The following is a 23,986-nucleotide window of genomic DNA, read 5'->3' on the forward strand; positions in this document are numbered from 1 at the left end:
GCACGGCTTTGCGTTTTGCGCAGCTCTAGCGCGCTACTTCTCCCAGTTGTTGCTGCTCAAGCTGGTTGAGTGCCTGCTGATACATTAGCCAAGCACAGATACCAGCGAGAATATTGCCGACAAAGGCGCCATAAAATAGCCCTTGGATACCGCCCCATTGTGCTCCTAGCCATAGGCAAGGCAAAAAGAAGGCAAATAGGCGCAAAGCCGAGATAGATAGGGCGCGGTAAGAGCGACCTATCGCGTTGGCACTTGAGACCATCAGCATGCAGATTCCAAGCGGTCCTAGACTCAAAGGCACGATATGCAGATGCCAGATCAGGATCTGCTCAACACCGCCCTCTTCACTGGTCATCAAATCCGCCAGCGGCACCGCTAGTAGGTAGGTGATGATGGCAATGATCAACTGAAAAACAAGGATAAATATCGCCGCTATCTTGGTTAGCTCACGTATTTCCGCGTAGTTTTTCGCTCCACGTAATCGGCCAATCATTGGCGGCATGGACATCGTGAGAGCGAGGACTACAACGATAGCAAAGAACTCATAACGCGAGCCCAGCGCCCATGCAGCAACAGCAGCGGTGCCAAAGCCTGCCAGCAGTTTTGTGGCTAACATCGAGGAGAGTGGCGGCAGTAGCTGACTGATCATTGCCGGGCCCATGATATTCGTTAGGGCGCGAATGCTTTTGCCCACATCGAGTTCATGCCAATCAAAACACATCCACTCCTTGGCAATCACCCGAGGGGAGACAATGATGATACCAATGCCAAAGGCAATGATGGTCGCGATGGCTGCCCCATTAATGCCCATATCCAGGGTGAAAATAAAAATCGGGTCTAACACCAGGTTGAGCAAGCTGGTGATCATCATCATGCTCCCAGGTAGCAAGGTATTGCCATTGGCTCGGCATAGACTGTAGAGAAAATACAGCACTGCGCCCGTCCAAGAGCTAATTAACCACCAGATCCAGTAGCTGTCGATGATCGGCATAATGCTGTCGGGGGCGCTCAATGCGCCGAGAATTGGCCCGCGTAGCAGATAGGCAATCACACCGAACAAGGCGATCCCAACACTACCTAGCACGATGATTAGCCCACCGAGCTGCTGGGCATAACGGGTTTGCCCAGCACCTAGTGCGGTTGAGATCACCGCCGTGGTTGCAATCCCAAGACCGACCTGCAGGCCAATGATCACCATTTGAATGGGTAGAGTGAACCCCTGTGCTGCAAGAGGTAAAACGCCGAGCTGACCAATAAAGGCACTGTCGATCAGCTGAAAACTCATGAGAGAGAGCACGCCAAACAGCATTGGCCAGGTCATTTTGTACAGCTGTTTGGCGAGTTTGTTACGATTGGTTTTGTTCATTATCAGATTCATCAAATTGATCGGCGTAGCCCTTAGGTGGCGGTGTCCAGCCGCGCTCAGAGTGCGAGTGCTTATCGCTGCGATCATGGGACATTTCGGTGATTATTTGCGCTTCTACTTGGCGGAAGAGCTCGAGATAGTTGTTGTCGTAGCGTTCGCCTTCAGAGCCGCCCTGCCAAGCGGCGAAGAGTATATCAAACTTGTTGCTCTCTACTCGCTGATAGGTCGCTTTTTGTTGTTCTGCGAGGAAAGGATGCATGCCGATGGTTTCAAGCGCTTTACCGCCAATCGCCAGCGCTGAGTGGAAGGTCTCAGATTCCACGATATCGGCCCCTGCTTCTTTGAGCTCGTAGCCATGCCCGCGATCGAATGCTCGGGCAATAATCGTCACACTCGGATAGGTGTGTTTGACGTAATGCACCAGCTCAACGGCTCGCTCACGATCATCAATCGCCACCACTAATGCTTTGGCATGCTCGATGCCTGCAGTATGAAGCAGATCGGGACGGGTGGCGTCACCATAGAAGGTCTTAGTGCCAATGGCACGCATGTTTTCGACTTGGCTTGCTTCGTGATCGAGCACCACGGTTTCCACACCGTTGGTGGTCAGCAAGCGATTGACGATCTGACCGAAGCGACCGATACCGGCAACAATAACTGTGCCTTGGTCATCGATGCTGTCGGCTTCTTGTTGATTAGACTGCTCTTCAAAGCGCGGCAAAATTACCTTGTCGAACAAGATAAACAGCCCTGGGGTCAAGAACATCGAGATCGCCACCACCAGTGAGAGGGTTTGAGCTAAGTCGAACGGCAAGACATTGTTTTGCAGCGAGAAGCTGAGCAGAACAAAGCCGAACTCACCGGCTTGGGCCAAGCTGAGGGTGAATAGCCAGCGGTTACTGCCTTTGATACGAAAGATCATCGCAAGGATAAACAAAACCAGTGCTTTGAGCAGCATCACACCGAGGGTGAGTGACATAATGCCGGCGAACTCGCCAAATAGGATTGAGAAGTCGATGCCCGCACCGACGGTGATAAAGAATAAGCCGAGTAACAGTCCCTTGAATGGCTCGATGTTGGACTCTAACTCATGGCGGAACTCGCTGTTAGCAAGGACCACCCCAGCGAGGAAGGTACCAAGTGCAGGGGAGAGCCCTACCAGGCTCATTAACGCGGCGATACCAATTACCAACATTAGCGCGGTGGCGGTGAAGATTTCTCTTAATCCAGAATCGGCGACAAAGCGGAACAGGGGACGACTTAAGAAATGCCCACCAACCACGACGGTGACTATCGAGGCGATGATCACCAAGCCGTACGCCCAGCCAGGCAAATTGGCGACGAGAGAGAGTTCCTCATGGTGGTCGGCGGCGTGAGCCGCTGCAGATTGTGCAGCGGCCACTAACTCGGGCAAAGCAAGCAATGGGATAAACGCCAACATGGGGATCACAGCGATATCTTGAAACAGCAGTACGGAGAAGGCGTTGTTGCCCCCCTCAGTCTTGGTTAAGCCTTTCTCGCTAAAGGTTTGCAAGACGATAGCGGTTGAAGAAAGGGCAAAGATAAGACCTATGGTCAGCGCTATTGACCAAGGCTGACCAAGTAGCATGGCAATGCCAGTGACTGCCGCGGCGGTCAAACCGACCTGCAGACCACCAAGGCCAATCAGCCTATTGCGCATCGACCAAAGCATCTTAGGCTCAAGCTCGAGACCGACAAGAAACAGCATCATGACCACACCAAATTCAGCAAAGTGCTGAATCGTCGTCGTTTCTTCGCCCACGAGGCCAATGATGGGGCCGATAACCACTCCAGCAATCAGATAACCTAGCACGGATCCAAGGCCAAGCCGCTTGGCCAAGGGTACTGCAATCACCGCTGCAATAAGATAGACAAACGCCTGTAAAAACAGTCCAGTCATGCCTGCTCCTCCTTGCTAAGCTGTTCTACTAACGCATTAATGGTCTCGAGGTGCAAAGTGTTATCTGCACTGATTTTGCCGGTAAGAAGGCCATGGAGCAGGGTTTTGTATTGCTGCACATGTGCCGCGATCCGCCCTTCTTCTTGGGCGGTACGTGAACCAAACAAAGTAAAAGGAGGTAAATACTGCATACAGGTAAGGCGAGCCATCTGCTCTAAGGGTTGCAGGAGCTCTTTGATTGTATAGTGGTTGTAGCCATCTTGTTGGTAAGCGTCTTGTTTCCCACCTGCGGTTAATGCACAAAGAAACAGTTTACCATCGAGTGCCTTACCCTCTTTACCGTAGGCAAAATTGTATTCCAACACCAGATCCTGCCACTCTTTGAGGATCGCCGGTGTGGAGTACCAGTAAAGAGGAAACTGGAAAATGATCACATCATGATCGATCAAGCGCTTTTGCTCACGATCAATATTGATGTTGAAGCGAGGATACTCAGCATAAAGATCGACCGTAGTGACGCCTTGTGTTTGTTTGGCCTGGCGAAACAATGGCCGGTTGGCCTCGGAGCGGTGTTGTGAAGGGTGTGCGTAGAGCACCAGTACACTTTTGTTATCCATATTGACCTTGTTGTTTTGAGATTCAATATCATACGAAGCAGTTATTCGAGTATAGGACAGGTCTGGTATTGAGCTACTCGATGTTGATTTTCGTATTATCTGGTGCTGCTGTTTCGCGGTCGTTGGGGCTCGAGAGGGGCCTTATCATGGGCTCGTGGGAGTTTCAGTGTAAGAAATCGTGTCGTCACAGAAATTCTGTGTCGGTCACATCGGGATTGGGGAAATAGACCATACTAAAGGTAGGTCTAACGCCCAAGTTGGGAAAGGAGGGCTTATGAAAAACGAATTAGACTCAACCAAGATTTTGCACGCCTATGAGAAAATTATGGCAAACGGCTCACCCACTGAGCATGGAAAAATCTACGAGGGTGTTGAAGCATTTTCAGATTATGACGGTTACAACATCTATCTGCGCGGCAATGGGGTAGAGCTTAGCGTCGGCTTCCACAACACGTATCACCTTGAGTATGATCAGTCACACCTAAAAGAGAGCTTCCTAAAAAAACTCGCGTTACTGGCTAAGTAAGCGTGATTTTTGGTCAAACAAAAAAGAGCGCTGCAGGCAGCGCTCTATGATTAATTAATCCTCAGCAACCGAATCGGTCGCCGTTGCTGGATATATCGATGCATTGGTGCGAAACGCTCCATTAAGGGTATGGAAGCGTTTGCGAGAGCGTGCAAGGCGGATGTATTTCAACCAAGTACGCTCGAGCTTGCTATTCGCCAGGGTCGGGTCTTGCAACATATCAATAAAATGCTGCTCTTCACTGCTTTGCGGCACAAGCTCACCACTTTCTAAGCCTATCAGGGTGTCGCCAAATTGGATCAATAGTTCCTCTTCAGCAAGCGTAAAGTCGCCTGACTTTGCAAATCCACGTGGAAATTTTTTGTTATCGTAAAAACGTTTTTTGCCGTAGCGAAACTGAGTTTCTGACATGGTGACCTCAATGTGTAACTTTTTTATTTATATCGGACAGGGACTCTTGGGTATGTCCGGCCAACTTTTTGATATTACCGACTGAGATTATTGGGCATTGGTGAGGAAGTACCAAAAACCGCGTCCTTGCAGTCTGGGTATATAATCTGTTTGAACTTAATGTCATTTTTATTTCAAGCAAATGGTACAGCTGCAAAAAAGAGAGCCACTTCGCAGAAAGTTTTGTTTGGCGTCAAACACTGTGCGCTATGACGCCTCAAATGGAGTTAACTAGAACAGATAGCTGTTCATACTTAGGTGGACTAAGATGCTGGCAATGTAACCAATGGCGATCACTGGCGCCCAGCGCAAGTGGCCGAAAAAGGTATATTGACCATGAGCGGCTCCCATTAATGCAACCCCCGCCGCAGAGCCAATGGAGAGCAAACTGCCGCCAACTCCGGCGGTGAGGGTCACGAGTAGCCAGTTGCCCATTGAAAGCGCAGGATCCATGGTCAAGACGGCAAACATCACCGGAATATTGTCCACGATCGCAGAGAGCACACCAACCATCACATTAGCCCAGATAGGATCCCACTGGGTGTACATGATCTCTGACGCCAAGCCCAGATAACCAAGTAAGCTTAAGCCACCGACACACATCACCACGCCATAGAAAAACAGCAAGGTATCCCACTCGGCATGTGAGACACGGCGAAAGACATCAAACGGCACAACCGAGCCCAGGCGCTTAAGCGCAAGATCATCACGATTAGCAATCGCTTGTGCTGCCTTGCGTGATAAAGAGGCGCGCAGGGTTCGACGCAGATAAAAACCAAAGAACTGCAGGTACGCCAATCCCATCATCATGCCGATAACCGGCGGAAAGTGCAGGACGGCGTGAAAAGCCACTGCGGTGGCGATAGTGAGAATAAACAAGCCGACGATGCGGCGCGCACCACGCTTGAGTTCGACTTCATGGTAAACCGTATTGGGTTGGGTATTGGGAACAAAGAACGACATGATCAGTGCAGGGAGTAGATAATTTACCACCGAAGGAATGAACAGCGGCATAAACTCGGAGAACGCCACATGCCCGGCTTGCCATACCATCAAGGTGGTGATGTCACCAAATGGGCTGAATGCCCCACCAGCATTGGCAGCCACGACAATATTAATGCAAGCGAGGTTGACGAAGCGCTTGTTATCACCGGCCACCTTCATCACCACCGCACACATCAATAAGGCGGTGGTTAGGTTGTCGGCTATCGGTGAGATAAAGAAAGCCAAAACCCCGGTAAGCCAAAATAAAGTCTTAAAATTAAAGCCTTTACCCACCATCCAAGCCTGCAAGGCATCAAAAAGGTTACGCTCTTCCATCGCATTGATGTAGGTCATCGCCACAAGCAGGAACAACAGCAGTTCGGCATATTCAAGCAGGTTATGCTCAAGCGCCGAGTGCGCCTGCTCTGCCACACCATGCTGGGTATAGACGTAGCCAATGATCGCCCAAATCAGACCCGCGGCAAGCAGCACAGGTTTGGACTTTCTCAGCTCCAAATACTCCTCAAGCATCACCAGAGCATAGGCAATAGCAAAAATGATCAAACAGGCATAACCCACTCCCGATTGAGTTAAGTTAAGGGCACTGCTCGATGAAGCAGAGACAGAGTAAGACACGAACAGCAACGGCACAAACAGGGCGTAGGCTTTCATTGATTCCTCCGGGAACAACGGGGTCTATTGTTTGCGCAAAGTCTAGTCGGTTTCTTGGAAGTTTGGCGTGATCTTAAACTAGGGGCGGGGTTCGGGGACGGGCTAGGCCCTTCGAGGAGCGAGGAGTTACGGTGAAGAAAAACGTAGTCTACAAAACAAAATCTAACGAGAAAAATAGAGGGTATCAATAAAAAATGAATTCTATGTTAACTCAATTAGTTCCAGTATGCGCTTACCCCTCGCTCCCCGAAGCGCAGCGTCCCCGCCCCTCGTACCTAATAAAAAGCCCACCAACACTAAAAGCGCTGGTGGGCTATTTTTCAAAAGATAATCAGGCGATTATTTAGTAGCTTCTGCAGGCACAAAGTGAACCTCTTCTTCTTTCTCCCCAGCGTGTGGGTCGTTGAAGCGTTCTTTGTCGAGTGCACCTTCAGAGTTTGCAACGATAACCGATGCCGCGCTGTCACCTGTGATATTGACTGCCGTACGGATCATATCCAGTAGACGGTCAACACCCATGATCAGTGCAATACCCTCTAGCGGTAGTCCGACTTGGTTAAGAACCATGGCAAGCATGATCAGGCCAACACCTGGAACGCCCGCGGTACCGACAGAGGCTAGAGTCGCGGTCAAGATAACCGTGATGTAGTCACCCATGCTCAGGTCAATGTTGAACGCTTGCGCAATAAAGGCAGTTGCTACGCCCTGCATGATGGCTGTGCCGTCCATGTTCACGGTTGCACCTAGAGGCACTGTGAACGATGCTACGCGGTTTTTCACGCCCAGACGGTTCTTAACGGTTTCTAGCGTGACTGGGATCGTTGCGTTTGATGATGCCGTTGAGAAGGCAAACATGATCGCATCTTCCATTTTACGTAGGAAGGTGACTGGGCTCAGACCGGTCAGTGACTTAAGCAGCACGCCGTAAGTAACCAGCGCATGCAGTAGCAAGGTACAGGTTAGCACTAGGAAGTAGCCTGCTAGGTTCCAGATAGCATCAAGACCAAGACCTGTGAACAGCTTCGCCATGAGGAAGAACACACCAAATGGAGCGATGTTCATCAGCAGCGCAACCAGCTTCATGATCACTTCGTTAAGATCAGAGAAGACAGACGCGATACGTTTACCTGGCTCACCAGCAGCGCTGATGGCAATACCGAATAGGATTGCGAATACGATGATCTGTAGCGTGTTACCCTGCGCCATCGATGCGATTGGGTTTTTCGGGAACATGTTGATGATCACCTGACCCAGAGACGGAGCTTCAGCCGACTGGAAAGTGCTCGCTGCGGCAAGGTCAGCGCCAGCGCCTGGCTGGAACACGGTACCCATGGTCAGTGCCAGCGTAATAGCTACTGCGGTGGTGATCAGGTAGAAAGCGAGGGTTTTACCGCCCATACGGCCAAGGGTGGTAATGTCCTGTAGTGAGCTGGTACCGCAAACAAGAGAAACAAAAATGAGTGGTACGACCAGCATTTGCAAACTGGAGATGAAGATCTGGCCGCCTACTTCGAACAGGCCATTGACAAGGTATTCGTGAACAAAGCTGATATCAGCAAGAAAAGTTCGGATAAAAAAGCCAGTCAATACACCGGTAATCATACCGATAATTACACGACTGGTAAGCGACATTGGTTGCTTGGTATTCATTGTGAACACTCCCTATAGTTTTTTCTTTGATTCATTCAAAGCGGCTTGAGGTTAACAGCAGTTTATGCCGAAACGAGTGACAGAAAAAAAAGATGTGACCTGTGTCATAGAAAAAATGCCACATTTTACACTGAGAGAATGGCTTATTTACTGTTTTTTAAAATAAAAAACAGTTTTTAAACGTGATTTTTTGTATTGATAACAAATAGCGAGGCTTTTTGTCGTTTTTGACGGTTTGTTTCGCTTAAAAAATAGCGATAGTGAGGTAATAAAATTAACGCCACAGTGCCACATTTGAAGAGAAGAGTAAGCGACCATTTAGAGCAATGAATACGATTTTATATTTAATAAAATCATATATTTAAATTGGCATTGGTGCCGGGTGAGTAGCGTGCTTCGAAGAATTACTTGCGGTCGTCTCGTTTACGCAGCAAAGAGTGGGGCATTGATTAATCCTCTAGCCCCATTCTTTACTATTCATTAATCACAGATCGGTTATGTAGAGGCACTGGTTTACTCTAGCCCCGGAACGCAGTGTAACTCGCTCCCCGTCCCTTGTTTATTCTTTAGTGCCGCCAAGGCCTCATCCATGGAGTTGACAATGGCATGGCCGAGGCTCTTTACTTCGGTACAGGGCTCGACTAAGTCTGGAATCTGATAGGTCAACATATCGGCGGAAACCGCTGCCCTCACGCCGTTATTGGAGTCTTCGAACGCAATACACTGCTCTGGTGCGACTCCCAATCGCTTGGCCGCTAATAGGTAGATATCCGGCTGGGGCTTACTCTGAGCGACCTCACACCCAGTGGTGATGTTGTCAAAGTAGTGAGTTAAGCCAGCAAGCTCTAGCTTGATCAATGCCACCTCTTTTTGGGTTGAGGTCGCGACCGCGCACGGGATATCTTGAGACTTCAACCAGTCAAGCATCGCAATCACGCCAGGACGCACGGGGATGGCCTCGTGTAACACCACGGCGTTGTAGCGTTTACGCCACTCATTGTGGAGCAATTGGTAGTCGATATAAGGGGCGTAACCATCGGTTAGGATCTGATTGATGCGCTGGGCATTGCAGCCAATTATCGATAAATAGACCTCCCTAAGAAAAGGGACATCGACCGCTTGGCACGCCTGTTGAAAGACACGCATACAGACCTGCTCGGTGTCGAGCAAGAGTCCATCCATATCAAAAATAGCAGCTTGAGGATTCATGAGTAACAAATAGCTTGGTTTAGTAGGCCGGTATAGTCTCATATTCGATGATTTCAGCTCAAGCCGCTAGGCTCAGTCATTCAAAGAAAAGCTCAAGCGACTAACTCATGCGATTAGAAAGCGGCATCGACTTGAAAATGCATCGCTTGCTTAGTGTATGGGTGCTCAAAGCTTAGGCTTTCAGCATGCAGATAGAGGCGCTCCGCTGGCTGACCGTAAAGGGTATCACCCAAGATCGGGCTATCAAACCCATCTTGGTGTGCACAATGGACCCTGAGCTGATGAGTACGACCCGTGTGTGGATACAAATATAAAGTTGTACCACTACTATCCTGGTGTTTGATTTCCCAAGTGGTGTGAGCGGGCTTACCGTGCTCAAAGCACACCAACTGGCGTGGGCGGTCATTAGGATCACCACGCATTGGTAGGTGGATTTCACCATGCAGGGAAGACACCGCTGCGGCTATCTTAGCGATGTAACGCTTGCTCACAGAGCGTGAGATGAACTGCTTTTGCAGACTTTTGTTAGCACGGCGAGTCAGGGCAAAAACCAGCAAGCCAGAGGTTGCCATATCGAGGCGATGGATCACAAAAGGCCCCTCAACATCACTAAACTGCTGCTGCAGCCGCGTGTACGCTGAGTCTTTGATGTGCTTACCCGGCACCGAGAGGAAATTAGCCGGTTTATTGACCACCACGATGGCATCATCTTGATAGAGAATATCGAGCTCTTGGTCTTTTGCTGGGTTGGTGAGCAATGGATTGTCATCCACCTCAAGCCCCTCAAGCATATGCGACAAGATGGGGTGGCATTTACTTTGACATGCAGGATAGAACTGCCTGTGCTTACGGATCTCAGATTTTGGTGACTCTCCCCACCAAAACTCGCCAAGCGCAATCGGCGTGAGCTGATTTTGGTAGGCAAAATGCAATAGTTTAGGCGCCGCGCACTCTCCTGATCCTGCGGGCGGTACTGGATTGCTAGTCGAAGCAAAGATATCCACCAGATCACGCTGCTCTAGGCGCGCATTAAGAAACCGATAGTGGCGAAACAACTGATGCTGGAGTCGGTTAGATAGGGTTGCGCGCTGCTGCTTAAGCTCTTCAATTTCAGAGACTTTACTGTTAAGCAGGCTGCTAACTTGTTCTATTTTTGATTGCCAGCGCCCCTTGAGGTGTTTAAGCGCATTTTTATCAGCGACGCTCTGTTTACCGAGTTGTTGGTTCAGCTCGTTAAACTGTTCTGTGCTCAGCGGTGGTTGCATTGCTAGCGAGGCTTGGCGACGTTGTTTTCGCTCTGCACGGCGCTGGACGGTTTCGAGTCTCAACGCTTCAATCTCTTGGCCTGCTTGCTGCTCGATGATATGCAACTGTTGCTTGAGCTCCGGCAGGGCAATGTCTTGCTGGGCACTTGTGAGTGCTGCGGTCACCGCATTTATTTCGACCATCTCTTGGCGAAAGAAGCCTTCACGACTGAGCATATCGAACACTGGTGGGACAAAGCCAAGGTGGTGATTGCTATCGTCTATTTTCCCCGAAAATCCAGCCAGATAACCCAATTCACCATGCTGATTTCTTACCACCAGAACACCGAACATTTTGCCTGTTCCTGGTGTGTTGTTCAGACCAAATTGATGAGTAAACGGTGAGCGGGGCTGCTCGAGTGTCTGCATAAGTTGTTCTGCCGCCAGGACCGCCAGTGGATGCGGCTGGTAAAAGAAAGGAAAGGTAAATTTCTCTGGTAGTCCCAGATGATCAACGGATTGCTGAAAACGATGAAAGCAAGACATAAAAACGCTGCAGGTTGTGAAAGTCGGGCAAGTTTACTCCAATTAAAGGCGGAGTCCAGTGGCTATACCCAAGCAAACTCTGAAGTCTGCATCTTGAGGTCACTTGGGGATAAACTTAGGTACTAAAAACTTACAGTATAGCTAGTCAAAATAGTCAATGTTTGAGACGAGTATTTATTACTTTTGGCTTATATGTATCAATAAATAGAAATAGGCTGATCCAATCTTTCAGAATGATGACGTTCTCTCCGCTTGCGCTGGCTCACTGTGCTTCTTTTATAGTGGTCCAAAGCAGAATTGCTGAAAAGAAGTATAAGGACATCGAGCGAACAGGGTAGAACGGGGATGTGGTCGTGGACAAAAATAGTGCCGAAATAAAGGCAATGCTGGTGGCCAGTGATGGGCTGCAGTCCAGTTTGCTCAAGGATTCAATCGAGCAGCACCTAGCGGTTGCTATTAACCTCATTGATCCCGAACAACTGCTGACGCCCCAGGTCCAGCAGCAAATAAAAACGATGGATTTGGTGATTATCGACTATCCGGCGATGTCGGAGGAGCTTATCGAGCAGTATGATGCAATCAAAGAGCGGCTGGCACTTTGTGATAAAGAAGTCTTGCTCAACACCCCCCAGGATGTATCGCATAACCAGTTGTTGGATTGGCCGAATCTGGTCGGGCTTTTTTACGCATCCGATACCCTCGAGCGGCTGGTCTATGGTTTCAAACGAATCCTGCAAGGCGAGTTATGGATGAGCCGTCGTTTGCTTGCGGAATACATCCATTTTTATCGCGATCGGCAGCGACTGATCAAAACCAGCCCCAGCTTTGCGACCTTAACTAAGCGCGAGCAAGAGGTGATTAAACTGCTTGGTGATGGCGCATCCAATACGCAGATTGCCGAGGCCCTTCACGTCAGTGAGAACACCGTTAAGGCGCATCTGCACAACACCTTCAAAAAGCTCAAGGTAAAAAATCGCCTTCAAGCCCTGATTTGGGCGAAAAACAACATCTCAAACAGCGAATATGTTTGATTTTGTTTCGCATGCGAAAGAGGCGAGAAGCGAGATCGCTTTGCTGCGAGAGGCGAGGGCGGTGGTGGAAGCTCCTCGACTCTCGGATAGTCATATCTATTTACGCAGCGCCAGTAGAGCCACTTTGTTTTAGTCGTAGACTGTTGGGATTGGCTGGCGTTTGTGTTGGGTGATTTGGTAGATATGGATCAGCGCTTGTTTTGCTTCGTCGCTGACCGGTTTGCCTTCTAGGAAGTCATCAATCTGATCATAACTAAGATTCAGGGCCTCTTCGTCAGCTTTTTGTGGGCTGAGTTCCTCTAGATCGGCGGTTGGGGTTTTCTTCACCAATAGTTCTGGGGCGCCGAGGCTTGCCGCGAGTTGGCGTACTTGGCGTTTACTTAGGCCAAACAGCGGGGCAAGGTCGCAGGCACCATCACCAAACTTGGTGTAAAACCCCGTGATATTTTCCGCTGAATGGTCAGTACCTAGTACCAGTCCACCCACATAGCCCGCGATCTCGTACTGGGCAACCATACGGGCACGTGCTTTAACGTTGCCTTTGACAAAATCAATCTTAGCTGGGTCTTGTGGTAGCAGGCCGGTTCCCTCTAGTGCTGTGTGCGTCGCAGCATGAATGCCATCGACACCCGCCTTGATATTCACCGATACAGAGTGTGAAGGCTGGATAAAGCTCAGTGCTAACTGTGCTTCGTCTTCATCTTTCTGTTCACCATATGGCAGGCGAACGGCAATAAATTGGTAAGTCTCAGAATCATGCTCTTGATTTAGCTCATCCACGGCAAGTTGTGCCAAGCGGCCACAAGTGGTCGAGTCAATGCCACCACTGATGCCGAGCACAACAGCTTTACAGCCAGATTCGATAAGCTTTTGTTTGATAAAGTTGACGCGACGCGTGATCTCAAAATCAACGTCAATCTCAGGTAGGACGCGCATTTCTTCGCGGATCTGTTGTTCCATTGCTATTCCCTTGATTCCCACATATACCTAGAAGGCTACAACGCACTAGTACAGATGGCATGCGCCACAGCGATTCAGGTATAAAAATTGAAGTAACTCGTAGTATGATAAGCCAATTTATTGCCCCAAGTCACTCGGTGTTGGCGAACTTGATGACTTTTTTCGAGCGGTGGAATTGCTTGACTGGTATCACTGCTGCGCCATGACTTGCTGACCTTAATGAATGTTGATTGTATGAATAAGAAAGTGGCGCTTTTTGGTAGCGCGTTTAACCCGCCTAGTCTAGGTCACAAGAGTGTGATTGAATCCTTACTCCATTTCGATCAAGTGTGGCTGGTCCCAAGCATCGCGCACGCCTGGGGGAAATCTATGCTGGACTATTCGAAACGCTGCGAATTAGTCGATGCTTTTATTTCGGATCTGGGACAGGCGAAGATCGTGCGCTCGACGATAGAAGAGAGCTTGCATCAACCAGGAGAGAGCGTCACCACATTTGCGGTTCTAGAAGCCCTATCTGCGCAGCATCCAGATATCGACTTCACCTTTGTTTTGGGCCCGGACAACTTGTTTAATTTTGCCAAGTTCTACCGCGCTGAAGAGATTGTTAAGCGCTGGTCGGTGTTGGCTTGTCCTGAGAAACTCGCAGTTCGCAGCACAGACATTCGCCATGCCATTGCGCAGGGGCAGCCAATAACGCATTTAACCACGCTAAGCGTTACACGATTGCTAAAGAATATTCAATTTTAGTCGATTAATAACTAGACTTACTGCGCAGTTGAAGCACGTTTTATTGATTTGTGCTAGTCAGTTTATGATATTGTTATTAATTGTCGTTTTTAAGATCTTGTTACTAGGCTTTTTTTGGGGTTGGGAATTATATGTTTACGGGAAAACCATCTCTCGTTGTCATTTTAGCTTTGGGGGTAATCAGCGCCCAGACACAGGCGTGTGATCTGTTTGATAATCGCTACCCCGCCCACGTCAATCACGGTGTGGACTCTGTCGTGATGAAAAACCCTGGAGTTTGCTTTTCGGTAAAAGACGGAATGGATTATGTTGCCAATACCTTCTCCGCCCTTAGAGTGAAACCAGGCAGTAGCCAGTTTGATGTCGGTACGTCCTATTGGGATCAATGGCTTATCTCAAGCGAGTATGCCCCATTTTTGACTCAACGCCTGTCGAATAACTACTTTGGTGTTGGGGTGTGGCTGCCGGAAGAGTTAGAGCAAGATGTTCACCTGATGACCTACGAGGAGTGGCTGATGAGCCATGGCCTGCAATTTAGCTTTGGCATTGGTGATAAACGAGCCGGAGAGCCACGCCTTAGGTTCGACTATCGCTGGCACGAAAGCTATCAAGGCGATATCTTTATGCAATTTGAAATCCCAATCGACTAACACTTCATTTCCTGCGAGCGTCGATGGGCGACCACTTTCCTCTGCGCTCAAGCTCGGGCATGCTGCAAATAGTTTTGCATCAACCCGCCAGCTAGTCAGGTCGCCTCCAGTTAGATATTTGTTTGCTTCAACGCAGATTTTACCATCGATTTCCCACTCAAGATTCACCGCTTCGGCCAAGGGTCGCGCTGGTTACTGGCGGTCGCCACCCCACTCATATGACTAAAGCACCGACAAAAAAGGTGAATAAGTTAGAAAACAGTGATAAAAAACAGAGAGTTCTGGTCTGATATCATACCCAAGTGGCCTCAAATACCTTCTTGGATATCGGTATTTCTGTTTTAGGGGATAGAAGCGATGACGCTATCAATTTGGTTTTCATTATTTTTGGTTTGCTTGTTAGGGGCAATGTCGCCGGGGCCGAGCCTCGCTATGGTGGCAAAGCACAGTTTAGCAGGGGGACGCATCAACGGCCTGGCGACCGCTTGGGCACATGCGATAGGCATTGGTTTTTATGCCATGATCACCATCACCGGCCTCGGTGTCCTGCTTGAACAAGCACCAGTGGTGTTTAAAATCATCACCTTACTGGGTGCTGGCTATCTTGCTTATCTAGGCTGGAACGCGCTGCGCTCCAAGGGCGGAGTGGTAGAAAAGCTCGATAAAGGGCAGCCGACATCCACCTGGCAGGCGGCGCGAGAAGGGCTGATGATAGCGCTGCTCAGTCCGAAAATTATGGTGTTTTTTACCGCACTATTTAGCCAATTTGTCGCTCTGGCAGACTCACTTGCCAACCATGCGGTGATCGTCCTGACGCCTTTAATTGTCGATGGCCTTTGGTATACCTTGATTACTTTACTCCTTTCTAGCGCGGCGCTATTAGAGCGAGTGCGCTCTCGTGCACAGTTGATTGACCGTCTCACCGGTGTGGTGTTGATCGCACTCGCGGTCCGGGTTGTGGCGACGCTTTGAATCACCCCATAGCAATAGAGAACACAGCTCAAAGAGCAAAAATCAAGGAGACAACTATGATACGTCTGGCCGTTATCGGTACCAACTGGATTAGCGATCGCTTTGTTGCGGCAGCGCTAAAAAGTGGTGAGTATACGCTTTCTGCGGTTTACTCGCGCAAATTAGCCAGTGCCAAGCAGTTTGGGCAAAAATATGCGGCAAACTATTACTTTGATTGTCTTGAGTCTCTAGCTGCAAGCGCAGAGGTGGATGCGGTTTACATTGCCAGCCCCAACTCGCTGCATGCCTCTCAGGCCATGATCATGATGCGTGGGGGTAAGCATGTCATGGTTGAAAAGCCGATGGCCTCGAATGTCCGTCAGGTGGAGCAGATGTTTGAGGTGGCCAAGGCCCACAACGTGGTGTTGTTTGAGGCTTACATGGCACCATTTACCCCAAACTTTCAGGTTGCTAAGCAGGCGGTTGAGAGCATTGGAACGGTGCGATTGGCTCACCTCAGTTATTGCCAATACTCTTCTCGCTACCAAAAATATCTCGACGGAGAAAACCCCAATACGTTTAACCCTGAGTTCTCCAATGGCTCGATCATGGATATTGGTTACTATTGCGTGGGTGCGGCGGTGGAATTATTTGGTGCACCTGATACCATTCACGCCAGTGCACACCGCCTTGACTCTGGTGTCGATGGTAGCGGCAATGTTATTTTGTCCTATCCTCAGTTTAATGTCGTGCTCTCCCACTCTAAAACCTGTGATGCGCAGACACCGAGTGAGATTCAGGGAGAATCGGGTAGTGTACTGATTGAGATGGTGTCGTTTGGCCGTCGTGTCGAGCGCATCCGCCGCGGTGGAGAGAGAGAGGATTTGACCGTGGCACAGGACGATAACCCGATGCTGTATGAGGCGCAGGTGTTTGCCCATCAAGTCACGAATAACAAGATGACAACCGAGTATATCGAGCGATCTCTGCTGGTGGCTCGAGTCATTACCGACATTCGCCATCAGACCGGGGTGATCTTCCCGGCAGATAGCCAATAGCAATTTAAGAGAAACATATGCAAGCAGAAGTTAAATGGATTGAGGACTTTAAGTTCTTGGGACAGTCTCAGTCTGGCCACTCCGTGGTGATGGATGGCAATGGTGGGGCAACGGCGCCAAGCCCGATGGAGATGGTGCTGATGGCCGCAGGTGGCTGTAGCTCCGTTGATATGGTCGACGGATTAAAAACAGCGCAGCAAGCGGTCACTGACTGTGTGGCAAGCCTAAGTACAGAGCGTCGCGACACCGCGCCGCGTATTTTCACCAAGGTCAATATTCACTTTGCCGTGAAAGGTGACCAGCTTGACCCAAGCATTGTCGAAAAAGTGGCCGCAGACTCATTAGAGAAATATTGCTCAGTCTGTTTAATGCTGGGTGAAGGGGTCGAGATGACGCACAGCTGGGAGATCGTGGAGTAATTATGCAGCACAACGAATTTGAACAACTGGTTAAACAGCTTTGCCAACTTGCTGATTTGCCTAGCGCACTCAACGCCCTTAAGGTCGTTGAGGATAAGGATGTTGCAGAGGCGGCGCAAGGCCTGACCGGGCAGTTTGCACTGGCTGAGGTAGAGGGTGAGCAGCGCATCTATCATGTGACCACGCAGGCCGACGACGGAGGGAACGAGCAAGAGTATGTCGAGCATGTGATGAACGAAGGCGATGATATCATCCGCTTTGTTGCCTGGTTCTTTGACAGTCAGTTTGAGGTTAAGGCGAAAGAGACTTATCAAGCTGCGGGTAAGACATATCGTCAGCCTAAACGGTAAAAACAGGGGCGGGGAGCGGGGTTCACTTCGTTCCGAGGTGCGAGTGGTCGGTAGCTAGAGTTTAGGCTTGTGCCTTTGTTCATTGTTCGAACTCGCAATAACAGCCCTCAAGTTGATATGCAATTTCATAAAAATGTGACCTGGGTCTTGTTTTGTGCTTTTTGTGGCGTATAATTCGCCGCGATTTGAAAGTTAATTACAATTCAAGAGGCAAGACGATGACAGGTCACAATGAACTGGGTTCGGTTTACATTAACCACCAGATTGCCAAGCGCATTCTTGAAGAGTCGTTTTACGGTGCGGCCACTGCAAAAGTGAAAAAGCCATCAGTGCTTAAACGTCTATTCAAGAAAGCCAGCAAGTAGTGGTCTATTAGCACCGATGTGCAAATAGCCGCTGAGCTTAAGGTAGAGAAAAGCACAGCGAGGACGGTTGTGGGCAGTTATTCTCCCTTTTGCTTTGGTAGGGAGCTTTCTTTGCCGGAGAGTGTTCTCTGCTGAAGATTAGCGACAAGGATTTTGACCCCGAGAGTTTAGGCTCTCGGGGGTTTTGTCTTTTCTGGGGCTCAGTATTATCAACTACTGGCCTGAGGGGCGATTAAAGCCGTGGACTTATCCTTTTTAGGAGCGAGCTCTCGGTACTCATGATAAAGCTGCAACAACCTTTCGGTTTCCTCATCAAACACACTACGCTTGTCGATTTCATTCGCGACTTTGTTAGCAAACCAGAGTTCATTGTAGAAGTGCAGTTTGAGGTAACACTCGATAAGCAGGCAGGTCGGCACTTTAGCGACATCATCAATAAACGGCAGCACTGCACAGAGCAGGATTTTTTTCGCCTCTTTGTGGCGAGCTTGCTGGTGACGAACCCCGATGACGAACAGCTGTTTATACAGCTCAAGTGAGCGGCGCTGTGGGTGGGATAGGCGTTGATGAGTGAGGTTAAAGACGTCATTCACTTGGTTGGTAAAGTGCTCCCGCTTGTCGGCTACTACAAGTTGTGCAAAGGCTTGCTGCAGGCACTGACCGTACGCCACCATGGCGCTTATCCATGAGATGTCCGCTATCGATAAGGATTTAGCGTAAAGACGGCCGACTTCAATCAATCTATCCCATTTGTTGAGCTCGGTGGCCAGCCTGGCGGCACAAATTGCTCGGCTGCTCAGGCTTGGCGTTTTATCAAAGGCGAGCCTGGCGTAGCGATAGGCTTGGTCATAGTGACCGCTTTCGGTATAGAGCTGGCAGACAAGATCAATGGCTTTAATCGCCAGCGGATTATCGCGAACATAGTCCTCAGCCAGGCTTAGGGCTTGTGTAATATCCCCTTGATTGGCTAGCAGGCGTGCCTTGGCGATCAGCTTTTGTGCATGCACAGGCAGTGGTGAGTGTGTGAGCCAACGGGCAAGGTGTTCCCAGCGTTGTTGAGAGATCAGGGTTTGTAGAATGTAGCTTTCTGCCAACACTGGCGTTGGCGCTCGAGTGACAATCTTGACCAAACTCAACTCATCGTATTGGGATGGGTCTTGCGAGCGCTCCCCAATTAATAGGTCCTCGAGTTGACGCAACGCCAGTTGGTCACGATGAACCTGCATCAAGCGCTTGGAGAGATCGGCGGGTTTAAACGGCTTTTTCATAAAGTGTGGGATCTGATCCGACAGGCCCGTCAACACGGTCTCTTTACTGCTATCGCTTGAAATGAGCAGTAGCCCAGTACTGCGACTGATCAGCTTACGTCGAGAAAAGATGCTCGCCAGTTGAGTCCCTGTGACGGATTGGTCGAGATGGTAATCAAGCAAAATCACGTCGTAGCGGTGCGTACCCACCAGCGAAAGCGCCTCGTGATAATTGGTTGCACTGTGCACTTTTTGGACACCGATCTGTTTGAGCTGCTGCTTAAAGAGGAGGAGTGAGGCATTGCAGTCATCAACAACCAGTACAGATAGGTTTTCCAAGGATTGGTCTTTATTATTGTTAGTCACCAACACCTAGCCCTAAAAATCCCTTTGGTGTTAATAGTATAGGAGGGGGATTGCGATTTCTCCGCAAAAAAACAGCAAAATAATACCCGAATACTCGGGCATTATACGGCGCAATTCATGTTGGCTTGTTAGCTGGCGCGTGAGTCGATATTAACGATATTGTCTGGTGGTGATTGCTCATCACGCTTTTTTAGGTGTGTCTCTAGGTTATCAAAGCCCCCGATATACTCACCATCAAGCCAAATCTGTGGCACGGTTACCGGCGTTTTCTCACCAATAATGGCTTTGACCTCAGGGATCATCCGATAGAGTGCGGCGCTATCACGCACCACATCAAAGTAGGTGTAATCGATGTTGGCCTCATCCAGCGCCTGCTTGGCTTTGACGCAGTATGGGCAGGTCGCCTTACCAAACACAACATTGCCTTTCAGCTCGTCCTGCTGTGCCCACTGAGCGATGATGGATTGTACCAGCACACCGCGATTCAGTGCTTCACCTTGACTGATTATCTTGCCCTCAACCATGATGATGGGGGCATGCCAACCACCAGCCTTGAGCGGCTCCCACCAGTGAGATAACCAATCTTTCGTCTCAAGCTCAATCGGAATACCCGCTAATTCACTCTCAAAGGTGTCTTTAAGGATGTCCTTAGTAAGCGTGCACTCACCACAGGGGATATTGACCTTAAACGGTCCCCAGCTTCCTGCCCAGCGATAGAGGGTGACTTTGATTGGTGTTGGCATGGTGAATTCCTTTTTTATGAGTTGGTTACAGTATAGGAAAGGCGGCGGATGATTTTTATTTCAAAATTTGTTTTTTCGATAGACAAAACACAGGGGCGGGGTGCGGGGACGTTGCACTACGAGGGGCGAGGTTAAAAGAAAAAGGCCGAGCGGGGCTCGACCTTTTGGGTAAGGGATAGTTTGTCAGAACGGGTGTTATGACTGATTAGAAGTCGTAACGAGCACCGATACGTACGCCATTCGCTTCGTCATCGATTTGAGCAAAACGAGCAGCAGCGTAAGTGCGGAAGTTGCTGTTTAGCTTATAAACAGCGCCTAGCTCAAAGTGGTCAACAACGTCGGTTTTCTCGCCGTCTGCATCTTCTTCACTGTTACTGTAGTTTGCTTGAAGAGCAAGAGCTGAAGTTAGCTTGTATTCAGCAGATAGTTCGATAGTAGTGAAGTCTACATCTTCTGAAACTTCACCAAATGAGAAGGTACCCGCAACGTAAAGGTTGTTTAGAGAATATGCAACACCACCGATGAACGCGTTAGCATCTTCCTCAGAAGAGTAACCAAGACCTAGGTCTAGACCCATAGGCAGTGAGTACATACCTGCAACAGAGAACAGATCTGCATCTTCGTCAGAGCGTGCAGCATAAGTTACATCTAGCTGAAGTGCATCAAATGAACCACGGTAAGCAAGAACTGAGTTTTGTTTGTCTTTGCTAGCAGTGATGTTTTGCTGAACACCTGAGAAAGTCGTGATATCTGTCATGTCAGAGATCATCACAGCAGCCATGTCTTGACGACCAGCAGCGAAAGCACCGAAGTCAGTTTTAACACCTGCGTACAAGTAGCGGTTGTTTAGTGACGCGCCTGGCTTAGCTTCTGCTTCGTAGAAACCAAATGCGCTCAGGCCTTCAGAGATTTGACTAGTACCACCAACGTTAATACGAGCACGAGAAGCATCGCCCATTGTGCCTTCAATCTTTTCACCTTCGTCGTCTGCGTTGAAATCACCACGGAATTCCGCACGACCACCGATTTTAAGTTCAGTACCGTCATTGCTGTATACAGTTGCAGCAACTGTAGAAGTAGAAGCTAGAGCTAGAAGAAGTGCACTTGCCACTGCTGAAGTTTTCATTGTCATTTACCTTATTTTTGGATATGAGCTTTCATGCTCGTACGAAAGATGGTGCTTAAGTTAGAAGGATTGGATGACACTTTCATGGCTGAAGTGTGACACTTTAATGTCATTGTTTGTTTGCTTAAGTGGATGACTTGGTTGGTTTTTTTGTCTGGTAAATGTTCATTTTGACGTCGAATAAGTGGTCGGATCTCCGTGCTAGAAAGGCAGCAAAAGTGCATTACTATTCAGGTTAAAATCAATCAAATGTGATCTCGGTTCCGTACGGTTTGTGCGCTGGGTCATAAAAAAACTAAAGAGTATGTAATTTATGTTTTTATGTTTTTGGTTATGTTGTTGATTTTTAAGTTTTTATGGTTTTTATAAAACCCATTTTGTTCGTTTTTGATTGTTTTATGGAACTTTTATGACGTTCGTGTGTAGAGTCGATGTCACTGGTTAATTGCTCTTAAGTCATTGTGACTGACAAGATGGATTCTTGTGAAACTCAATGAATTAGGCGTTTATCATTTCGCGAACCGACATGAAGTGAAGGCGCTTTTTGGCTCTCCTATAAAAGCGGAGTGTCGGTGACCAAGAAAAAAATATGGACTTTAAAATGAACAAAAAAATTCTAGCTATTGCAATCGCAGCTACTACTTTCGGCGCTCAAGCAGTTGAACTTTACAACGAAGACGGTACTACTTTCTCTATGGGTGGTCACGTTGCTGTAAACCTAAACGGTGGTGCTGATGCAGATACTACGGTTGGTTCAAACTCTCCACGTATCAACTTTACTGCAACTCAAGAACTAGACAACGGTTTCACTGTTGACGCTCGCGGTGAGTGGGCTCTGAACTTCCTTGAGAACTCAGACAACTCATTCACAACTCGTCTAGGTTACCTAGGTCTTTCTCACGACGATCTTGGTCGTGCAGTAGTAGGTACTCAGTGGGCACCTTACTACGATGTTGCTTCTGTAACAGATATGCCAATCGCTTACGCGAACGGCTTCCTATACGATCCAGCAGGCATCAAATTCAGCAAAACAGGTCAAACTCGTGCAGACCAAATGGTTTCTTACCGTAATGGTGTAGAGCTTGGTGATGCTGGTGCTATCGGTTTCGGTGCAGCGTGGCAAGGTGCTACTGTTGATTCTATCGGCCAACGTGCTCAAATCGCTCTGACATACTCAGTAGCGGGTGCTCAACTAGGTTACGCATACAACACTGGTAGTGTTGACGGTGATGACCTAACATTCAACGTTGTTTCTGCTAAGTACGGTTCTTACGGCGCTGGTCTATACCTTGCAGGTGTTTACCAAATGACTGAAGACAAGCGTGTGGATATCGACACTGACTCATTTGAAGTGATCGCAGCTTACGCACTTGCTAACAGCTTGAACTTCAGCATCAACTACGAAAACGTAGAAGCTGATGATGAAACGACAACTGACGTTATGGCTCTAAACGTTGAGTACAACTTTGCTCCAAACGTAGTTGGTTTCGCAGGTTACCAGTTTGACCTAGACGAAAGTGATGACAACGTATGGACTATCGGTTCTCGTATCTACCTATAATCTAGGTTGATATAAAAGATTTAAAAACGGAGTGGGTGACCACTCCGTTTTTTTATGCTTAAAAGCAGAGTCGAGAATCGAGATCGTTTCACTGCGAGAACGCTACGCTCGAGGTGGTGTAACACTTGACAGCGGTGGCCAGGGTTGGAAAACTTTCTCGCTTCTCGCTTCTCGCTTCTCGCTTCTCGCTTCTCGCTTCTCGCTTCTCGCTTCTCGCTTCTCGCTTCTCGCTTCTCGCTTCTCGCTTCTCGCTTCTCGCTACTGCGCAACCCACTCCGTCTCAATCAAGGTTTTATCCCCAAGCTTGAGGCAAGCCCGAAACACATCTCCGCGATGCACAATACCCACACCACTCGGCGTGCCGGTCATAATCACATCGCCATCTTGAATCGTGGTGTAGGTCTTGAGCTCAGCAACAATCGCTGTTGGTGGATACAGCATCTGCTCCACATGACCACACTGCACTCTGACGCAGTTGATAAATAGCTCAATCTGCAGGTTGTTGATGTCGATGTCGTGAGTAGCTACAAAGCGGCTAAACACTGCAGAGCCATCGAAAGCCTTTGCTCGCTCCCACGGTAGCCCTTTCTGCTTAAGTCGACCTTGCAGCTCACGTTTAGTCAGATCTAAACCAACCCCTACTGCAGCCAACCTGTCCTGCTGGTATAAAAAACAGATCTCAGCTTCGTAGTGCAATGGCTCTTGATGCTGGGCGTTCAATCGCTGTGCAATCGAGGTCGCTGGTTTATTAAACACCACCATTTCATCAGGGATCGCATTACTTAGTTCTTTGATATGTTCCACATAGTTCCGTCCAACACAGAGTATTTTACTCGGCTCTATCAACTGCTCTCCATAGCGCACAGCGGTCATAACAATCTCTCATTCAATACAACTAAAGCCTCGTATTGTATGAAAATATCAATGACAGTTCAGTTAACCTCGTTCTAATTCACTCAATTTCTTGAGTGAAGAGGCGAGAGTCGAGATCGGGCTCTGCCCTGCGAGAGGCGAGGGGAGTGTGTTGTATTGTCAGGTGAAATACCAGGCTCCTCAGTTTTTTAAATTAACCGTATAAAAAGAGTTGACACTGTTGCGTCAACTCAGCAAATTTTTCTCGCCTCTCGCCTCTCGCCTCTCGCCTCTCGCCTCTCGCCTCTCGCCTCTCGCCTCTCGCCTCTCGCCTCTCGCCTCTCGCCTCTCGCCTCTCGCCTCTCGCCTCTCGCC

The 23,986-nt window shown here is 48.9% G+C and carries 23 protein-coding genes; 10 read left to right on the plus strand and 13 right to left on the minus strand.

The features are described from left to right. Positions 1 to 25: 25 nt before the first annotated feature. Genes ACSTTG_RS22070 through ACSTTG_RS22080 form a run of 3 tightly spaced genes read right to left on the minus strand, consistent with a single transcriptional unit; the run spans position 26 to position 3,904 of the window. Complete coding sequence (locus ACSTTG_RS22070; protein ID WP_438456711.1) at positions 26 to 1,366, minus strand: MATE family efflux transporter; 1,341 nt, start codon at positions 1,364 to 1,366, stop codon at positions 26 to 28. Continuing rightward, on the minus strand, positions 1,347 to 3,287 hold the full coding sequence (locus tag ACSTTG_RS22075) for a monovalent cation:proton antiporter-2 (CPA2) family protein (RefSeq protein WP_438456710.1): 1,941 nt from the start codon (positions 3,285 to 3,287) through the stop codon (positions 1,347 to 1,349). The genes ACSTTG_RS22070 and ACSTTG_RS22075 overlap by 20 nt, the downstream gene beginning before the upstream one ends. Beyond that, positions 3,284 to 3,904, minus strand: a complete 621-nt coding sequence (locus ACSTTG_RS22080) for an NAD(P)H-dependent oxidoreductase (RefSeq protein ID WP_438476358.1) — start codon at positions 3,902 to 3,904, stop codon at positions 3,284 to 3,286. Before ACSTTG_RS22080 ends, ACSTTG_RS22075 begins: the two co-directional genes overlap by 4 nt. Positions 3,905 to 4,178: 274 nt before the next feature. Here ACSTTG_RS22080 and ACSTTG_RS22085 point away from each other — a divergent pair, with 274 nt between their 5' ends. Continuing rightward, positions 4,179 to 4,430, plus strand: coding sequence for a DUF3081 domain-containing protein (locus tag ACSTTG_RS22085; RefSeq protein ID WP_438456708.1), 252 nt, complete (start codon positions 4,179 to 4,181; stop codon positions 4,428 to 4,430). A 54-nt stretch (positions 4,431 to 4,484) separates the two neighbouring features. On the opposite strand, the gene ACSTTG_RS22090 is transcribed toward ACSTTG_RS22085, so the two are convergent. The 5 genes from ACSTTG_RS22090 to ACSTTG_RS22110 form a co-directional block, all read right to left on the minus strand. Next, positions 4,485 to 4,841 (minus strand): MaoP family protein, encoded by a 357-nt coding sequence (locus ACSTTG_RS22090; RefSeq protein WP_438456707.1) that lies wholly within the window; start codon positions 4,839 to 4,841, stop codon positions 4,485 to 4,487. A 270-nt stretch (positions 4,842 to 5,111) separates the two neighbouring features. Next, positions 5,112 to 6,536 carry a sodium:proton antiporter NhaD gene (gene nhaD / locus ACSTTG_RS22095; RefSeq protein ID WP_438476359.1) on the minus strand — a complete coding sequence of 475 codons (1,425 nt, stop codon included), beginning with the start codon at positions 6,534 to 6,536 and terminating at the stop codon, positions 5,112 to 5,114. 339 nt (positions 6,537 to 6,875) lie between these two features. Then, positions 6,876 to 8,186, minus strand: coding sequence for a dicarboxylate/amino acid:cation symporter (locus ACSTTG_RS22100; protein ID WP_438456705.1), 1,311 nt, complete (start codon positions 8,184 to 8,186; stop codon positions 6,876 to 6,878). Positions 8,187 to 8,699: 513 nt separating this feature from the next. Beyond that, positions 8,700 to 9,395 (minus strand): HAD family hydrolase, encoded by a 696-nt coding sequence (locus ACSTTG_RS22105; RefSeq protein ID WP_438456704.1) that lies wholly within the window; start codon positions 9,393 to 9,395, stop codon positions 8,700 to 8,702. Positions 9,396 to 9,508: 113 nt separating this feature from the next. Continuing rightward, complete coding sequence (locus ACSTTG_RS22110) at positions 9,509 to 11,185, minus strand: RluA family pseudouridine synthase (protein ID WP_438476360.1); 1,677 nt, start codon at positions 11,183 to 11,185, stop codon at positions 9,509 to 9,511. 353 nt (positions 11,186 to 11,538) lie between these two features. Here ACSTTG_RS22110 and ACSTTG_RS22115 point away from each other — a divergent pair, with 353 nt between their 5' ends. Next, the gene (locus tag ACSTTG_RS22115) at positions 11,539 to 12,216 is read left to right on the plus strand and encodes a LuxR C-terminal-related transcriptional regulator (RefSeq protein ID WP_438456702.1); all 678 of its coding nucleotides are present in this window, start codon (positions 11,539 to 11,541) and stop codon (positions 12,214 to 12,216) included. Positions 12,217 to 12,345: 129 nt separating this feature from the next. Here the strand turns inward: ACSTTG_RS22115 and nadE are convergent, their stop codons facing one another. Then, on the minus strand, positions 12,346 to 13,176 hold the full coding sequence (gene nadE / locus ACSTTG_RS22120; protein ID WP_438476362.1) for an NAD(+) synthase: 831 nt from the start codon (positions 13,174 to 13,176) through the stop codon (positions 12,346 to 12,348). A 234-nt stretch (positions 13,177 to 13,410) separates the two neighbouring features. Here nadE and ACSTTG_RS22125 point away from each other — a divergent pair, with 234 nt between their 5' ends. The 7 genes from ACSTTG_RS22125 to ACSTTG_RS22155 all read left to right on the plus strand — a co-directional run bounded on the left by ACSTTG_RS22125 (position 13,411) and on the right by ACSTTG_RS22155 (position 17,716). Then, positions 13,411 to 13,923 (plus strand): nicotinate-nicotinamide nucleotide adenylyltransferase, encoded by a 513-nt coding sequence (locus ACSTTG_RS22125; RefSeq protein ID WP_438456699.1) that lies wholly within the window; start codon positions 13,411 to 13,413, stop codon positions 13,921 to 13,923. Positions 13,924 to 14,054: 131 nt separating this feature from the next. Beyond that, positions 14,055 to 14,573, plus strand: a complete 519-nt coding sequence (locus tag ACSTTG_RS22130; RefSeq protein WP_438456698.1) for a hypothetical protein — start codon at positions 14,055 to 14,057, stop codon at positions 14,571 to 14,573. A gap of 357 nt (positions 14,574 to 14,930) precedes the next feature. Beyond that, positions 14,931 to 15,545, plus strand: a complete 615-nt coding sequence (locus tag ACSTTG_RS22135; RefSeq protein ID WP_438476364.1) for a LysE family translocator — start codon at positions 14,931 to 14,933, stop codon at positions 15,543 to 15,545. Positions 15,546 to 15,601: 56 nt separating this feature from the next. After that, positions 15,602 to 16,582 (plus strand): Gfo/Idh/MocA family protein, encoded by a 981-nt coding sequence (locus tag ACSTTG_RS22140; protein ID WP_438476366.1) that lies wholly within the window; start codon positions 15,602 to 15,604, stop codon positions 16,580 to 16,582. Positions 16,583 to 16,599: 17 nt separating this feature from the next. Continuing rightward, entirely contained in the window at positions 16,600 to 17,001 is a 402-nt protein-coding gene (locus tag ACSTTG_RS22145; RefSeq protein WP_438476368.1) for an OsmC family protein, read from the plus strand. A gap of 2 nt (positions 17,002 to 17,003) precedes the next feature. Beyond that, complete coding sequence (locus ACSTTG_RS22150; RefSeq protein WP_438476370.1) at positions 17,004 to 17,351, plus strand: hypothetical protein; 348 nt, start codon at positions 17,004 to 17,006, stop codon at positions 17,349 to 17,351. A gap of 218 nt (positions 17,352 to 17,569) precedes the next feature. Then, the gene (locus ACSTTG_RS22155) at positions 17,570 to 17,716 is read left to right on the plus strand and encodes a hypothetical protein (RefSeq protein WP_438456693.1); all 147 of its coding nucleotides are present in this window, start codon (positions 17,570 to 17,572) and stop codon (positions 17,714 to 17,716) included. A 209-nt stretch (positions 17,717 to 17,925) separates the two neighbouring features. Here ACSTTG_RS22155 and ACSTTG_RS22160 read toward each other — a convergent pair whose 3' ends face one another. The 3 genes from ACSTTG_RS22160 to ACSTTG_RS22170 all read right to left on the minus strand — a co-directional run bounded on the left by ACSTTG_RS22160 (position 17,926) and on the right by ACSTTG_RS22170 (position 21,198). After that, a complete protein-coding gene (locus ACSTTG_RS22160; protein WP_438456692.1) occupies positions 17,926 to 19,329 on the minus strand; it encodes a response regulator in 1,404 nt (467 codons plus the stop codon). A gap of 128 nt (positions 19,330 to 19,457) precedes the next feature. After that, positions 19,458 to 20,072, minus strand: a complete 615-nt coding sequence (locus ACSTTG_RS22165; protein WP_438456691.1) for a glutaredoxin family protein — start codon at positions 20,070 to 20,072, stop codon at positions 19,458 to 19,460. A gap of 205 nt (positions 20,073 to 20,277) precedes the next feature. Next, positions 20,278 to 21,198, minus strand: coding sequence for a porin (locus tag ACSTTG_RS22170; RefSeq protein WP_438476372.1), 921 nt, complete (start codon positions 21,196 to 21,198; stop codon positions 20,278 to 20,280). Positions 21,199 to 21,799: 601 nt separating this feature from the next. Between ACSTTG_RS22170 and ACSTTG_RS22175 the strand changes: the two genes are divergently transcribed. Then, complete coding sequence (locus ACSTTG_RS22175; protein ID WP_438456689.1) at positions 21,800 to 22,759, plus strand: porin; 960 nt, start codon at positions 21,800 to 21,802, stop codon at positions 22,757 to 22,759. Between the two features lie 258 nt (positions 22,760 to 23,017). Here ACSTTG_RS22175 and ACSTTG_RS22180 read toward each other — a convergent pair whose 3' ends face one another. Then, on the minus strand, positions 23,018 to 23,632 hold the full coding sequence (locus tag ACSTTG_RS22180) for a fumarylacetoacetate hydrolase family protein (RefSeq protein ID WP_438476374.1): 615 nt from the start codon (positions 23,630 to 23,632) through the stop codon (positions 23,018 to 23,020). Positions 23,633 to 23,986: the final 354 nt, after the last annotated feature.

This window comes from Vibrio glycogenivorans, assembly GCF_051660965.1.
Lineage (GTDB): Bacteria > Pseudomonadota > Gammaproteobacteria > Enterobacterales > Vibrionaceae > Vibrio.

Coding starts and splice junctions, on each gene's coding strand:
- ACSTTG_RS22070 (WP_438456711.1), bottom strand. CDS start 1,366: ATGAACAAAACCAATCGTAACAAACTCGCCAAACAGCTGTACAAAATG.
- ACSTTG_RS22075 (WP_438456710.1), bottom strand. CDS start 3,287: ATGACTGGACTGTTTTTACAGGCGTTTGTCTATCTTATTGCAGCGGTG.
- ACSTTG_RS22080 (WP_438476358.1), bottom strand. CDS start 3,904: ATGGATAACAAAAGTGTACTGGTGCTCTACGCACACCCTTCACAACAC.
- ACSTTG_RS22085 (WP_438456708.1), top strand. CDS start 4,179: ATGAAAAACGAATTAGACTCAACCAAGATTTTGCACGCCTATGAGAAA.
- ACSTTG_RS22090 (WP_438456707.1), bottom strand. CDS start 4,841: ATGTCAGAAACTCAGTTTCGCTACGGCAAAAAACGTTTTTACGATAAC.
- nhaD (WP_438476359.1), bottom strand. CDS start 6,536: ATGAAAGCCTACGCCCTGTTTGTGCCGTTGCTGTTCGTGTCTTACTCT.
- ACSTTG_RS22100 (WP_438456705.1), bottom strand. CDS start 8,186: ATGAATACCAAGCAACCAATGTCGCTTACCAGTCGTGTAATTATCGGT.
- ACSTTG_RS22105 (WP_438456704.1), bottom strand. CDS start 9,395: ATGAATCCTCAAGCTGCTATTTTTGATATGGATGGACTCTTGCTCGAC.
- ACSTTG_RS22110 (WP_438476360.1), bottom strand. CDS start 11,185: ATGTCTTGCTTTCATCGTTTTCAGCAATCCGTTGATCATCTGGGACTA.
- nadE (WP_438476362.1), bottom strand. CDS start 13,176: ATGGAACAACAGATCCGCGAAGAAATGCGCGTCCTACCTGAGATTGAC.
- ACSTTG_RS22125 (WP_438456699.1), top strand. CDS start 13,411: ATGAATAAGAAAGTGGCGCTTTTTGGTAGCGCGTTTAACCCGCCTAGT.
- ACSTTG_RS22130 (WP_438456698.1), top strand. CDS start 14,055: ATGTTTACGGGAAAACCATCTCTCGTTGTCATTTTAGCTTTGGGGGTA.
- ACSTTG_RS22135 (WP_438476364.1), top strand. CDS start 14,931: ATGACGCTATCAATTTGGTTTTCATTATTTTTGGTTTGCTTGTTAGGG.
- ACSTTG_RS22140 (WP_438476366.1), top strand. CDS start 15,602: ATGATACGTCTGGCCGTTATCGGTACCAACTGGATTAGCGATCGCTTT.
- ACSTTG_RS22145 (WP_438476368.1), top strand. CDS start 16,600: ATGCAAGCAGAAGTTAAATGGATTGAGGACTTTAAGTTCTTGGGACAG.
- ACSTTG_RS22150 (WP_438476370.1), top strand. CDS start 17,004: ATGCAGCACAACGAATTTGAACAACTGGTTAAACAGCTTTGCCAACTT.
- ACSTTG_RS22155 (WP_438456693.1), top strand. CDS start 17,570: ATGACAGGTCACAATGAACTGGGTTCGGTTTACATTAACCACCAGATT.
- ACSTTG_RS22165 (WP_438456691.1), bottom strand. CDS start 20,072: ATGCCAACACCAATCAAAGTCACCCTCTATCGCTGGGCAGGAAGCTGG.
- ACSTTG_RS22170 (WP_438476372.1), bottom strand. CDS start 21,198: ATGAAAACTTCAGCAGTGGCAAGTGCACTTCTTCTAGCTCTAGCTTCT.
- ACSTTG_RS22175 (WP_438456689.1), top strand. CDS start 21,800: ATGAACAAAAAAATTCTAGCTATTGCAATCGCAGCTACTACTTTCGGC.
- ACSTTG_RS22180 (WP_438476374.1), bottom strand. CDS start 23,632: ATGACCGCTGTGCGCTATGGAGAGCAGTTGATAGAGCCGAGTAAAATA.